15 protein-coding genes are annotated in these 12206 nt (G+C 52.8%); 4 read left to right on the top strand and 11 right to left on the bottom strand.

Annotated features, from left to right (window positions below):
• Positions 1-82: 82 nt before the first annotated feature.
• A complete protein-coding gene (locus EAE_RS06755) occupies positions 83-862 on the top strand; it encodes an MBL fold metallo-hydrolase (protein ID WP_015703851.1) in 780 nt (259 codons plus the stop codon).
• A gap of 21 nt (positions 863-883) precedes the next feature.
• Entirely contained in the window at positions 884-1837 is a 954-nt protein-coding gene (locus EAE_RS06750) for a GlxA family transcriptional regulator (RefSeq protein WP_015703850.1), read from the top strand.
• Here EAE_RS06750 and EAE_RS06745 read toward each other — a convergent pair.
• From EAE_RS06745 to EAE_RS06735, 3 genes are all read right to left on the bottom strand, one after another.
• Positions 1834-2883, bottom strand: coding sequence for an NAD(P)-dependent alcohol dehydrogenase (locus EAE_RS06745; protein ID WP_015703849.1), 1050 nt, complete (start codon positions 2881-2883; stop codon positions 1834-1836). The genes EAE_RS06750 and EAE_RS06745 overlap by 4 nt on opposite strands.
• Positions 2884-3040: 157 nt before the next feature.
• Positions 3041-3343, bottom strand: coding sequence for a putative quinol monooxygenase (locus EAE_RS06740; RefSeq protein WP_015369108.1), 303 nt, complete (start codon positions 3341-3343; stop codon positions 3041-3043).
• Positions 3344-4351, bottom strand: coding sequence for a zinc-binding alcohol dehydrogenase family protein (locus tag EAE_RS06735; RefSeq protein WP_015703848.1), 1008 nt, complete (start codon positions 4349-4351; stop codon positions 3344-3346).
• A 504-nt stretch (positions 4352-4855) separates the two neighbouring features.
• Between EAE_RS06735 and EAE_RS06730 the strand changes: the two genes are divergently transcribed.
• Complete coding sequence (locus EAE_RS06730) at positions 4856-6052, top strand: porin family protein (protein ID WP_015703847.1); 1197 nt, start codon at positions 4856-4858, stop codon at positions 6050-6052.
• A 284-nt stretch (positions 6053-6336) separates the two neighbouring features.
• Here the strand turns inward: EAE_RS06730 and EAE_RS06725 are convergent, their stop codons facing one another.
• Positions 6337-7374, bottom strand: coding sequence for a virulence RhuM family protein (locus EAE_RS06725; RefSeq protein WP_015703846.1), 1038 nt, complete (start codon positions 7372-7374; stop codon positions 6337-6339).
• A 223-nt stretch (positions 7375-7597) separates the two neighbouring features.
• Positions 7598-7885 (bottom strand): SymE family type I addiction module toxin, encoded by a 288-nt coding sequence (locus EAE_RS06720; RefSeq protein ID WP_015703845.1) that lies wholly within the window; start codon positions 7883-7885, stop codon positions 7598-7600.
• Between the two features lie 136 nt (positions 7886-8021).
• On the opposite strand from EAE_RS06720, the gene EAE_RS06715 reads away from it, so the two are divergent.
• On the top strand, positions 8022-8216 hold the full coding sequence (locus tag EAE_RS06715) for a toxin-antitoxin system HicB family antitoxin (RefSeq protein WP_015703844.1): 195 nt from the start codon (positions 8022-8024) through the stop codon (positions 8214-8216).
• Between the two features lie 15 nt (positions 8217-8231).
• Here EAE_RS06715 and EAE_RS06710 read toward each other — a convergent pair whose 3' ends face one another.
• The 6 genes from EAE_RS06710 to EAE_RS06685 form a co-directional block, all read right to left on the bottom strand.
• Positions 8232-8798 carry a DUF6680 family protein gene (locus EAE_RS06710; RefSeq protein ID WP_015703843.1) on the bottom strand — a complete coding sequence of 189 codons (567 nt, stop codon included), beginning with the start codon at positions 8796-8798 and terminating at the stop codon, positions 8232-8234.
• Between the two features lie 246 nt (positions 8799-9044).
• Complete coding sequence (locus EAE_RS06705; RefSeq protein WP_015703842.1) at positions 9045-9365, bottom strand: TA system toxin CbtA family protein; 321 nt, start codon at positions 9363-9365, stop codon at positions 9045-9047.
• Positions 9366-9385: 20 nt separating this feature from the next.
• Positions 9386-9712 carry a type IV toxin-antitoxin system YeeU family antitoxin gene (locus EAE_RS06700; protein ID WP_015703841.1) on the bottom strand — a complete coding sequence of 109 codons (327 nt, stop codon included), beginning with the start codon at positions 9710-9712 and terminating at the stop codon, positions 9386-9388.
• A 12-nt stretch (positions 9713-9724) separates the two neighbouring features.
• Complete coding sequence (gene radC, locus EAE_RS06695; protein ID WP_015703840.1) at positions 9725-10195, bottom strand: RadC family protein; 471 nt, start codon at positions 10193-10195, stop codon at positions 9725-9727.
• Between the two features lie 67 nt (positions 10196-10262).
• Positions 10263-11084, bottom strand: a complete 822-nt coding sequence (locus tag EAE_RS06690; protein ID WP_015703839.1) for a DUF932 domain-containing protein — start codon at positions 11082-11084, stop codon at positions 10263-10265.
• Positions 11085-11176: 92 nt separating this feature from the next.
• Positions 11177-12187: a hypothetical protein gene (locus tag EAE_RS06685; protein ID WP_015703838.1), complete on the bottom strand. Its 1011-nt coding sequence runs from the start codon at positions 12185-12187 to the stop codon at positions 11177-11179.
• Positions 12188-12206: the final 19 nt, after the last annotated feature.

Genomic DNA, 12206 nt, shown 5'->3' with positions numbered 1-12206 from the left:
GATCATTGCCCAAACGCCCATATTGCGCCAGGCTGGTACTCAGTACGATGTTCGTCAGATTACCCCACAGAGGAACGCTAACATGAACATCACCCATATCCGCAATGCTACACAGATTATTGAATACGCTGGTAAAAAGTTCCTGATCGACCCTATGCTGGCTGACAAAGGCGCCTGGCCGGGATTTCCAGGAACCGCGCGCAGCGAGCTGCGCAATCCGCTGGTGGCGCTGCCGTTTTCCCGTGAAAAAATTATCGACGTCGATGCGGTTATCGTCACCCATACCCATGACGATCATTGGGACGAGGCGGCGATCGCCACGATCCCAAAAACTCTGCCGGTTTTCGTCCAGCATGAGGCCGACGCCGCGCTGCTGCGCAGCCAGGGATTTCAGGATATCCGCCTGCTGTCGGCAAACAGTGAATTTGCCGGCGTAAATCTGCAGAAAACCACTTCCGGGCAACATGGCAGCGACCGTACCTATGCGGTACCGGCGATGGCTGAACGTCTGGGCGAGGCTTGCGGCGTGGTGTTCCGTCATCCGCAGGAAAAGACGCTGTGGCTGGTTGGCGATACCATCTGGCGCGATGAGATTGAAGCCGACATGCTGAAGCTGCGCCCGGATGTGGTGGTGCTGAACGCCGGCTACGCTCACGTTATCGGCTTTGGCCCAATCATCATGGGCAAAGAGGACCTGCTGAAGGCGCATTTCGCCCTGCCGGAAGCGAAAATCATGGCCATCCACCTGGAGGCGGTCAACCATTGTCTGGTGAGCCGCGAAGAGATGCGCCAGTACGTCGCGGATAATCAGATTGCCGGGGTAGTGAGTATTCCGCAGGATGGGGAAACCGTTGTTTATTAACCTGCTCAAGGGGAAGGGATGATGACATTAACCGACGTGGCGATTGTCGCCGTAGAGGGCTTTAGCCCGTTTCATTATTCCGTCCCCTGTATGCTGTTTGGCGATACGGTCTCGGAAACCAAACGTTTTAATCTGCAGATTTGCGCCGAACAGCCGGGATTACTCAGCGCCCGCGACGGCTTCGCGCTATACGCCAGCGGTGATTTTACCGCGATGGAACAGGCGGATATCGTGGTGGTGCCTTACTGGGGCGAGGTCAACCAGCGCCCGCCGCAGGCGTTGATCGCGAGTTTGGTTCGAGCGCGCGATAACGGCGCGGAAATCGTCGGCCTGTGCCTCGGCGCGTTTGTCCTTGGCTACGCCGGGCTGCTCGACGGTAAGCGGGCGGCGACCCACTGGGAGTTCGAGCAGGATTTCCAGCGCCTGTTTCCGCAGGTGCGGCTCGATATCAACGCCCTGTACGTCGATGACCAGAAGGTGATTACCTCGGCGGGGACCGCTGCGGCGCTCGATTGCTGCCTGTATATCATTCGCCAGCGTTTTGGCAGCCTCGCCGCCAACCAGATCGCCCGGCGGATGATCGTGCCGCCGCACCGCGAGGGCGGCCAGGCGCAGTTTATTGCCCAGCCGGTGCCGCGCAACACCCGCGACGCGCGGATTAACTGCCTGCTGGATTATCTGCAACAGCATATTGCCGAGCCGCATAATCTTGATTCGCTGGCCGAGGTGGTGGCGATGAGCCGCCGTACCCTGACCCGCCACTTCGCCAGGGCGACCGGGATGAGCATTGCCGACTGGTTGACCGCTGAACGTCTGCGCCGCAGCCAGAGCCTGCTCGAAGCGGGGGATTTGCCGGTCGAGCAGGTGGCGGAAGCAGTGGGCTATCTTTCCGCCGTGACCTGGCGCCAGCAGTTTAAAGCGCGTTTTGGCGTTAGCCCGACGGAGTGGCGGCGGACTTTCCGCCGCGGCGTTTAGCCGGCGAGAGTCGAACTGTCGATCACGAAGCGATATTTCACGTCGCCCTTGACCATTCTTTCCCAGGCTTCGTTGATCTGATCGGCGCGAATCAGCTCGATATCGGCGACGATGCCGTGTTCGGCGCAGAAGTCGAGCATCTCCTGGGTTTCCGGGATACCGCCGATCATTGAGCCGGCAATCGAGCGGCGGCGGAAGATCAGATTGAACACTTCCGGCGACGGATGCGGCGTGGCCGGGGCGCCAACCAGGGTCATAGTGCCATCGCGTTTCAGCAGCGTGGTGAAGGCATCGAGATTGTGCGGCGCCGCCACGGTGTTGAGGATGAAATCGAAGCTTTTGACGTGGGCCGCCATTTCGTCTTCGTTGCGCGACACCACAACCTCATCCGCGCCCAACGCTCTGGCCGCGTCGCGCTTGGATTCCGAGGTAGTAAAGGCCACAACGTGGGCCCCCATGGCGTGGGCCAACTTGATCCCCATATGTCCCAGGCCGCCGATGCCGACGACGCCGACTTTTTTGCCCGGCCCGGCGTGCCAGTGGCGCAGCGGCGAATAGGTCGTGATCCCGGCGCACAACAGCGGCGCGACGGCGGCAAGCTGCGCTTCGGGATGGTTTATCCGCAGTACGTAGCGTTCATTGACCACGATCTGCTGTGAATAACCGCCCAGCGTATGCCCTGGCGCGTCCTGGGTCGGCCCGTTATAGGTCAGCACCATATGGTCACAGTAGTTCTCCAGCCCTTCAGCGCACTCCTCGCACTGTTTACAGCTATCCACCATACAGCCGACGCCCACCAGATCGCCGACGGCGTAACCTGAGACGGCATCGCCGACCGCCGTCACCCGGCCAACGATTTCATGGCCCGGCACGCAGGGATACAGCGTCCCGGCCCATTCCGCTCGCGCCTGATGGAGATCGGAATGGCAGACGCCGCAGTATGCAATAGCGATCTGCACATCTTGTGGGCCGGGTTCGCGGCGGGTGATAGACATCGATTCGAGCGGCTGGCTGGCGGAGTACGTACCTATAGCGTTGATCTGCATAGCATTACCTCTTGTGCAATAGCGTGATAAATCAAGCGGAAGGGGGTGAGTGTTTTTTGCGCGGCAAGGGTAAGCGTAGCCTGGTTAGGGCAGGATGAGAAAAGCGCAGCTCAAAGGGTTAAAGAAGGCGCCTCACCGGGGTGAGACGCTCGTGATATCAAGGCGCGATGGGTGTCAGATAATCCAGCCGCAGCGGCTCGGCGAGCAGGCTCTCCATCTGGCCGATAAAGGCCTGGAAGTAGGGCTGGGCGATATGCTCATCCAGCGCCTGCTGGTCGCGCCAGGACTCACGCATGTAGAAGGTATCCGGCGCGTCGCGCAGCTGAAACAGCGCGTAGTCGAGATTGCCCGGCTCCTCGCGGGTTGGCAGCAGCAGCGCCTGCAGCGCGTCGCGCAGGGCCTCGGTTTGCCCGGCTTTCGCCTTCAGAACCGCGATAAGCGCAATGGTGTCGTCGCGCATTTAGAAACCCTCCAGCACGATTTTGCCGACCGAGCGCCCGGTTTCCAGCTTAACGTGGGCTTTTTGCAGATTGGCGGCGTTGATAGTGCCGTAGTGTTCGCCAAGGGTAGTGCGCAGCGTGTTATCGTCAATCAACGCGGCGACGCGGGTCAGTAGCTGATGTTGGGCGATCATATCATCCGTCTCAAACATTGAGCGGGTGAACATAAATTCCCAGTGCAGCGAAATGCTTTTCGCTTTCAGCGGCACCACGTCCAGGCTCTCCGGGTCATCAATTAGCGCCAGCTTACCCTGCGGGGCGAGCGCGGCGATCAGTTCGTTAAAATGCTGATCGGTATTGGTCAGGCTGGCGACGTGGGTCACGGCATGAATGCCGATTTTCGCCAGTTCTTCACCGAGCGGCTTGCTGTGGTCAATGACGTGATGCGCCCCGGCCTCGCGTACCCACTTCTGGCTTTCCGGGCGCGATGCGGTACCAATCACCGTCATGTTGGTGAGTTTGCTGGCCAACTGGGTGAGGATAGAGCCAACGCCGCCCGCCGCGCCGACAATCAGCAGCGTATCGCCGGCGTTACCGCCTTCCTGCACGCCAAGGCGGTGGAACAGCAATTCCCAGGCGGTGATAGCGGTCAGAGGCAGCGCGGCGGCGGCGGCATTCTCCAGCGAGCGCGGCTTCAGCGCCACGATGCGTTCATCAACCAGCTGCAGTTCGCTGTTGCTGCCGGGGCGGCCCAGCGCGCCGGCGTACCACACTTCATCGCCCGGCGTGAACAGCGTCACAGCATCGCCAACGGCTTTCACCACGCCAACCGCATCCCAGCCCAGCACTCGCGGGGTATCGGCATTAAACCCGGCGCGCACTTTGGTGTCGACCGGGTTCACTGAAATGGCTTTGACCTCAACCAGCAGATCGTGCCCTTGCGCCTGCGGATCCGGCAGATCGATATCGCGTAAAAAGGGGATGTTGTTGCCGTCAGCGGCGGCCTGGGTAATGGCAATGGCTTTCATAGGTTCTCCGGTCTACAAAAAGGATTCATGGTGCGAATGTGTCGAGGATAGACCGGTCTAGCGTCGGGAAAAACGGCCCGGCGGCGATAACAGTTATATAAAAAAAGTGAAAATCGGCGAATGCGACACTACCCATCCTGCGCCCGCCTGCCACTATAGATAAACAGTGTGATGGTCAGGCACCAGGACCATGATGGTTCAACAATATAAATTATCACAAGCATAGCGTTTCATATTTGAGAAAGTTTCCTCCACCATGTCGCAAATATTAATATCACTCCGGCAGAATAATAATATTGCGTTATGGCTCAAGGTTTATACCTTGACTCCCGACATCCTGCGTGCGATTTTTCTTCTATCAAATAATAAACAGAGTTTCATATTTGGAACAAAAATAAAACCATCGTGCTATTTAATTAAGAGTTTCACCACTGAGACAAAATAATAAGTCGATATTAATCGACGGTCTTTTATCACTTATAAAAATAAAGTGAGGGATGTGCTATGCGTAAAATACTCCTTTCGCTGCTGCTGGCTGCCGCGACCAGTGGGCTGGCGCTGGCGGACGACGGCAAGCCGTTCCCGCATATCGGCTGGCGCAGCGCGGATAATCTTGCCGGGCTGGATTTCGGCGGCGCGCTGCGGGCAAACTATCGCTATGAAGACTGGAAAGGCAGTAATTATCGCAACCCGCCGCATCTGCGTTTTGATACCTTCCGTATCGACAGCAGTGGCTTCTATGATAATTATTTCTTTGATGCCGGGTTCTGGTTTCAGGATCACCGTAAATACGCCATCGACCGCGCTTACGTAGGGTATCGCTTCGACAATAATAATAATATCCAACTGGGGATCCCCGGCAAACCATTTGGCCTTGAACCTTATCCGCAATTTGGCTGGTCCTACGGTATTCCGTTTTATTTAGGCTTTGGCGTGAGCGCCGGTAGCGGCGTGAACTATCAATATCATGATAATAACTGGTCGCTGGATGTGGCCTATTTCCCGTGGATGGAACCGGAGAATTTGCGCTATGCGCCGGACGTTGGCGATTACGATCGGCTGAAAAACACTATCTATCCGACTCAGCATCAGCAGCATAATGAAAAGCGCGACCAGGTGAACGTGCGAATAGCGCGGGATTTTCACGGCGGCGGCTGGAATAACGAGCTGGGCGGCTCACTGGCGCTGGCGCGGTTGCACAACCGCGAGACCGATGACGACGGCACCTTCTGGGCGGCAGGCGTGCACGGCATGTTGCATAACGGGCCGTGGCAGCTGACCTCGCAGCTGATTCGCTACCAATACGATCCAAAGAACCCGGCGGGCGTCAGCGACGATACGATTCTGATGGGCGGCAACGGCCTGACGCCGGCCTACCTGATCCCGGCGAAAGCGACGACCGCGTCGCTGAACGTCGCCCGCGATGTCGACGTGAAGTGGGGCGGCGTATCGAAGCTGCGTTTTTACAACGACTACAGCGTGCTGTGGAAAGATAAAAGCGGCTGGAGCGATTCGCAGATGAACACCCTTGGCGTACAGGTCTTTGCGCTGCCGGTAATGTTCTGGGTCGATCTCAGCTGGGCGAAGAACGTTAATCCGTGGGGCGGCGCGCTGAACGCCACCGGCTGGACCAGCACCCAGTCCGAGGGCAGCGGCAAATGGTACTTCCGCACTAACGTCAATATTGGCTATTACTTCTGAGGCGGGAATTTTCCCTGCTCGCGCTGCGCTCAGCAGGGCTACGGTTCTGCGCCGTCTGGTAGCCCGGGTAAGGCGCTAGCCGCCACCCGGGGGCTTGCTCGAGCTATCAGACCGTAGGCCGGATAAGGCGCTAGCCGCCACCCGGTGCAAAAGCGGCTCTTTACTCGCGGTTATTGCCCGGCGGCGCTACGCTTGCGCGGGCCTACAGATCACATGCCGGGCGTAGCCCGGGTAAGGTGTCAGCCGCCACTCGGGGACTTGCTCGCGCTATCAGGCATCCTGAGCTACTTTTTAGGCTCTGTTTTCCACTGTAGCAAACCGGCGATATCCTTTTCACCTTCGGCTTCCTTTAAGCGCCGCTGTTGTTCAGCAAACTGACTATATTCCGCCTGCGCTTTTTCATCGGCCATTTTCTTACTGACTTTACCTGCGCCTTGCAAAACCTCACGGTCGTTAAATTGCAGGAACTGATCCAGCTTATCCTGCCAGTCGCGTAAAAAGACCTGCTGACGACGACGGGCCTGATCCTCGGCAAAATCCAGCCACATGTTAACTACGCGGTTAAGCTCGCTGACTTCATCCTGAGTGAGATAATTTTTTGCCACCGTCACGTCGCCCTTATTCACCTCTTCGCCTCTATAGCTGCTCAGCCCCATATGCGGCTGACTGGCGTCAGCACGTTGATGAATGAGTTCAGCGGCGGTATGCCTGGTACAGGCAAAATGTAACTTGTTCTGGATAGTTTGAAAAAACTGCGTGGTTTCTTTTAGCGATGGTTGATAGTCAGCCGCTAATGCAAAAATCTCTCGCACCCGCAAATAAACGCGGCGTTCGCTGGCGCGAATATCGCGGATACGCTCCAGCATCTCATCGAAATAGTCGGGCACTGCCGATGAACCCACAGGCGGATTCTTCAGCCGCTCATCGTCCATCACAAAACCTTTGATCAGGTATTCCTGGAGCGTCTGGGTCGCCCACTGGCGGAACTGCGTGCCGCGAGAGGAGCGAACGCGATAGCCAACAGCGAGTATGACAGGCAGGCTGTAGTGAAGCCGGTTTCGGCTTACCTGACGGCTACCTTCCTGTTGAACTTGTAAGTAAGACTTACAGGTTGCGTTTTGTTCAAGCTCACCTTCCTCATAGATCGCTTTAATATGCTGTGTAACTGCTTGTGGGGTGACTTGATAAAGGCTGGCGATAGTTGCTTGAGGGAGCCATAGTGTTTCTTGCTCAAAGCGGCATTCAACGCGCACTTCCCCGTCCTCGCTGGCAAACATAATGAATTCCCCTGCTGGGGAAGACGTTATATTTTCTTTTGCCATATGGTCTCCGGGTCAACCTGTTCACAACGGTAGAGTATGTCAGAAGCGGGGCATAAATTTCATTAGACGAACGATTAATCTGGCGCGTTTACGGGTGTTAAGGCAGCCGTAATCCGAGGAATTTCCCTGCTCGCGCTGCGCTCAGCAGGGCTACGGTTCTGCGCCGTCTGGTAGCCCGGGTAAGGCGCTAGCCGCCACCCGGGGATTTTTCTTGCTCGCGCTATCAGGTATGTTGCAGCGTGCCGTTGACGCTTTTCAGCGATTGTTGAATATGCCGTAATTCGGCTGTTAATTTCTCTTCTTTATCGCTGAGCGGCAGCAACACAATACAGCCATCCATCACCTTAACCGTGACCGCCTTCCCGGTATCGAATCCCGCTTCACGCAGCCACTTGCCGGAAAGGGTAAGACTTGGTGTACTGGTATCCCGGCCATTGGGCCGATAGCCAACCAGCAGCTGACGCTCGGTTCCGCTAACGGTGATATCTGGGGTAGAATGCAAATCAGCCATAATCAACTCCTTGATAGTTGGTGAGGTTAGCTCTCATCAGGTATTGCGAGTATCTGATGAGGGCGATTTAAGATCAGGACGGAATCTGGTTAGGTACGTACCTGTATGGTTATACATTGCTCTTTTAGGTACGTACATGTCAACAGCCAAACGTGATACCAATCAGTCAAAATGCGGCAAAGCTCCCACTTTCCAGATACGGATAACGCCGGAGCTAAAAGCGCAGTTTGAGGCTGCAGCAGCAGACGCAGGGATGAGTTTGGGAAACTGGCTCAAGACCCTGGGAAGAAAGGAGCTGGAGAGGCTGGGCATTGAGACTGCTGATAAGTAAGCTTTAACGATCGATTTAACTTTCTGTTCGACTAGGAATACCAACGATCTCCATTTTTATAGCGCCATCATCAGAGAATATTGATGCCAGGCCCTTTCTTATTTTTAATTGATCATTTTCAATTTCACCGTGTGCAATCGGCGAGTAGATAGCGGTTTGCAACTGAACGCGCTCAAAATCATAACCAATATCTTTGGCAATGGCTGAAAGAAGATCTACAAATAAATTATTGCTGTTTTGATTCCAGATAAGGCCGCTGGCGTTATCGTTGTTTGGATATGTTGTATTTAGATGTGAGAAATACAGCTTCCATGCTGATATTACCTGACTTTCTGCTTTGCTTCTTTTAGCTTGTCCTTTCCTTACCCGACCATAAAAAGCAATATCGATCATATTAAGTGCTCTGACATGTTCATTTGATAGCCTTGCGTTCTGCGACCTGGTGGCCATCAATTGTTTAAAAATATCTATTTTGAGCGTCTTTCTATCAGTATATCTTTTAATAAATTTCTGAACTTGAACGGCAACAACAGGGCTGATTAAAGTCACTATCACCATTGTGATCGATAGCATTAAACTCATTTTAGAATCCATATTTTTATAAGATATAAAGTTAGAATAAAAAAAGAATTCAATAGGATAGGCTAACTGTAAGATATTGGATACATGCCGAATGGCCGATAGAGGATGAGAAACTTTGGCGGAGATCACAGGAGTCGCATTTGATAAGTAATCACTTTGAATTTATTGATTATTTTTCTATGCGATTTTTAAGTGTGCCCCCAATTATGCCCCCACATGTTTTTCCTTGTCAGTTAACTGGTTAAATTATAAACGTTCCACGTTGAGTTTAAATCGTGCTCGGTGGACATCCATAGAAGTTAACCAAGGTTCTTGATCTTGCACAGAGAAGCCTTTTTGGTCAATACGAACTAGTTCATAGCGTTCAACCAGAAAATTTATGGCATCAGCCAAGGTAATACCTGCCTCAATGTGTTTCTGAATAACAGTTTCATCACTGAACGGCGTGTCGTTTAGCGTGAGACCATAGTGCTGGTCTAGCAGGATTGTCAGTAACATTTTCCAGACAGCCAGGGGCGACAGACATGGCTTCGCCGCCTGCGGAGTTGTTGCAGGTTGAGTATTCATGTTTGATCTCAAGAAATTAGTTAGCGTTGAGTAGGGTAAACAGCGATGTACACGTAGCCGCAACTGCCAAGGGTGTCAGCTTCGCAGGTAAAACCGTTGTGGTAGAGAGTGACACAGTGTTGGTGACAGGGGATCAGTTCACCAGTGGTCAGCATCGATTCCATCTGGCTGATAAAGTGTGGAAATGCGTCATTCAATTTGAAACATTCCGTATCGCTGAAATTGCCCATCAAACTAGCCCTGTCAGCCAGATAATGCAGCCGGTTGCCTTCCTGAACTAATCTGGCACCAAACCGTGGAACAATTTCTCTTTGTAGTCCCCATTCATGGGCTGGTATTAATGACATGAGAACCTCCTTTTAAAGTAATCCCAGCTCAGCAAATGAAATTGTCTCATTCCCGACTACGAGATGATCCAGCACGCGTACTTCCACCAGCGCCAGCGCTTTCACGATCCGCTGAGTAATGTGTTTATCTTGCTGGCTGATTTCTGTCGTACCAGAAGGATGGTTGTGCGCCAGAATTACCGCAGCAGCATTATGCTTCAGTGCCGATTTCACCACTTCGCGGGGATGTACCTCGGTATGGCTCAGTGTGCCGGTAAACAGTGTTTCGCGTTCCAGCAAACAGTGCTGATTGTCGAGATACATCACGATGAAAGCTTCACGCTCAAGGTGTGCCATCCTGAGTTGAAGCCAGGCTTTAGTAACGCTGGTGCTAGTAAATGATTCACTGGGTTGACGCTGATACTTCTCCAGCAATCGCAGTGCGCGTTGTATAACACGTTGCTCGTTTACAGGAAATTCCGGGAATAAATTGGGCGCAGACATAATTGTTCCTTAAAGCAAAAAGCCCTACCAGTTTAGTCGTAGGGGCAAAAGAGCCTTGTGATAGAGTTCATGAAGCAAATTGCAGCATATTCTCAGCCATAACCCACAGTGCTCGATTGAGCTTCACATCACCGTCGATACCTTTCACTGCGCGTGTATGAGCGCGTTTACCTTTGATGGTTCGTCCCGATAGCCCACCTTTAATCAGGTTTTCCTGAATGCGTTGGTAGGTAGTCCAAAGATCGTTACTTTCATCCTGCCATCGGCGCGGGGAAAGTATCTGTGATTCCGTGACTGGTTGATGCTCTTCACCAAAACGATAGGTTAATGCCGCTTTCGCAATGGCGTGCTGAGCAGGTGGCGGTAACATAAGTGACTGCATGGCATCGCGCTTCTCTTCTACTCGGTCAAAAATGCCCAGTATTTCGTAAGCCCCTTCAATGACTTTCTCCACTACGTTGCCTTTATGCGGCACACGCACTTCCCCAAAACTTTCACCGCAAATAAGTCCATTTTGGCAAACCGATCTAAATAAACCTGGTAGCATCTGGTATGAGCTTGAACCGTCGTGGCTATTAAGCAGAATAATTTCTGGCACCTGTTTGCCGGTAATTTGCCCTTCGCGACGCAGGCGCAGCATATGTTTGGTGTGCTCTCGTTTACTCAGATCTCGCACTCGGGTCTGGCAGGCAAAGAACGGTTGAAAACCCTCGCGTTGAAGGTTATCGAGGAGGGTAATAGTAGGGATGTATGTGTAACGCTCACTGCGGGATTCATGCTTTTCTTCACTGAAGACACTCGGAACGTAATGTGCCAGTTCATCGTGGGTTAACGGGCGATCACGGCGCACTAAATTGACCGCACCAAAGCGGCTGGCTAATCGGGTCATAATTAATTCCTTCGGGCATAAAAGTGAAAAGGCCATACTTCCCTAGGGATGCATGGCCTGGATGAAATGATTGCTAGCAGTTGAATGGTGTATTACTGACCTTCGTACTGAACCTGTGTGCCAGTCACTGCACCTGATGCGTTTAGGGTGACACGCACTTTGTCATAAGTTTTGTAGCCTGGATTAAAGACCTCATACTCCACGACACGCAATTTTTGTGTTTTATCTGCCGGATCTGGTACAGAAGGTGCTTGTTTGTATGATCCAAAGTCAGCTGATGCGAGGGTTTCTTGATCGTAATTAGCAGCATAAGCCTTTTTCGCTGCCGCTAATGCTGCCTGCATCTCTGGTTCTGTAATTCCAGTAGCGCTTTTTGACATATGATTTTGTGCTGCAAGGCGGCGTGCTTCGTTTGCAGCTTCAGCATCCTTTTGTGCCTGGCTACCCGGACCATAAAGATTTTTATTGGCTCCGTCTCCATAGAACCCTCCTTTTCCTGAATTTTCAGCAACCCCCGCTTTGGGATCATAGTTGGCGGCTATTTCAGGATCTGCTTCGCGTGAATATGCCTGTTTTGATTGTTTATGCCATTGGCCGTTTTCATCCTGTTTATAGCCCATCTTTGCCATGTCCTGTTGATAGGTTTTCTGGGGATCGAAGTCGGCCACTTTCTGGTTAATGATGGATGAACAAGCTTGTGCAAAATCAGCAGTATTAACTTCAGAACGTGAACCGAAGGTATTGATGCTGACCGATTGGTTATCTTGCAGCATGCTGATTATGTTTTGGATATCTTTTGTCGCCGTGGTGGTTTGCACTGCCTGATAGTTCGATTGGGCGTTACACATCACGCTGGAGGGATAAGACGAACCATTGACACTAAAGTTACTGCCAGCCAATTCGGTAGAGCCTCGTCCGTTGCATTGCGGTTGCTGCTCAATCAAACCTATTGTTGCGGGTCTTACGCGAACAAGTACTCGTCCATCATCAGTGTAAGACTGACAAAAAGTCCCACTTACTTGCCATGCTGCGGAAGCATTAAAAGTTGAGGCACCTAACATCACTGTCAGTATCGTAGTTTTAAGAGGTATGATCATTTTCATTAAAGGTTCTCCATAACGG

Origin of the sequence: Klebsiella aerogenes KCTC 2190 (assembly GCF_000215745.1) — a bacterium.
Lineage (GTDB): Bacteria > Pseudomonadota > Gammaproteobacteria > Enterobacterales > Enterobacteriaceae > Klebsiella > Klebsiella aerogenes.
This window is presented reverse-complemented; position numbering and strand designations above follow the sequence as displayed.

Excerpts from the sequence above, each read along its gene's own strand:
- EAE_RS06755 (WP_015703851.1), top strand. The coding sequence starts at position 83 with ATGAACATCACCCATATCCGCAATGCTACACAGATTATTGAATACGCT.
- EAE_RS06750 (WP_015703850.1), top strand. The coding sequence starts at position 884 with ATGACATTAACCGACGTGGCGATTGTCGCCGTAGAGGGCTTTAGCCCG.
- EAE_RS06745 (WP_015703849.1), bottom strand. The coding sequence starts at position 2,883 with ATGCAGATCAACGCTATAGGTACGTACTCCGCCAGCCAGCCGCTCGAA.
- EAE_RS06740 (WP_015369108.1), bottom strand. The coding sequence starts at position 3,343 with ATGCGCGACGACACCATTGCGCTTATCGCGGTTCTGAAGGCGAAAGCC.
- EAE_RS06735 (WP_015703848.1), bottom strand. The coding sequence starts at position 4,351 with ATGAAAGCCATTGCCATTACCCAGGCCGCCGCTGACGGCAACAACATC.
- EAE_RS06730 (WP_015703847.1), top strand. The coding sequence starts at position 4,856 with ATGCGTAAAATACTCCTTTCGCTGCTGCTGGCTGCCGCGACCAGTGGG.
- EAE_RS06725 (WP_015703846.1), bottom strand. The coding sequence starts at position 7,374 with ATGGCAAAAGAAAATATAACGTCTTCCCCAGCAGGGGAATTCATTATG.
- EAE_RS06720 (WP_015703845.1), bottom strand. The coding sequence starts at position 7,885 with ATGGCTGATTTGCATTCTACCCCAGATATCACCGTTAGCGGAACCGAG.
- EAE_RS06715 (WP_015703844.1), top strand. The coding sequence starts at position 8,022 with ATGTCAACAGCCAAACGTGATACCAATCAGTCAAAATGCGGCAAAGCT.
- EAE_RS06710 (WP_015703843.1), bottom strand. The coding sequence starts at position 8,798 with ATGAGTTTAATGCTATCGATCACAATGGTGATAGTGACTTTAATCAGC.
- EAE_RS06705 (WP_015703842.1), bottom strand. The coding sequence starts at position 9,365 with ATGAATACTCAACCTGCAACAACTCCGCAGGCGGCGAAGCCATGTCTG.
- EAE_RS06700 (WP_015703841.1), bottom strand. The coding sequence starts at position 9,712 with ATGTCATTAATACCAGCCCATGAATGGGGACTACAAAGAGAAATTGTT.
- radC (WP_015703840.1), bottom strand. The coding sequence starts at position 10,195 with ATGTCTGCGCCCAATTTATTCCCGGAATTTCCTGTAAACGAGCAACGT.
- EAE_RS06690 (WP_015703839.1), bottom strand. The coding sequence starts at position 11,084 with ATGACCCGATTAGCCAGCCGCTTTGGTGCGGTCAATTTAGTGCGCCGT.
- EAE_RS06685 (WP_015703838.1), bottom strand. The coding sequence starts at position 12,187 with ATGAAAATGATCATACCTCTTAAAACTACGATACTGACAGTGATGTTA.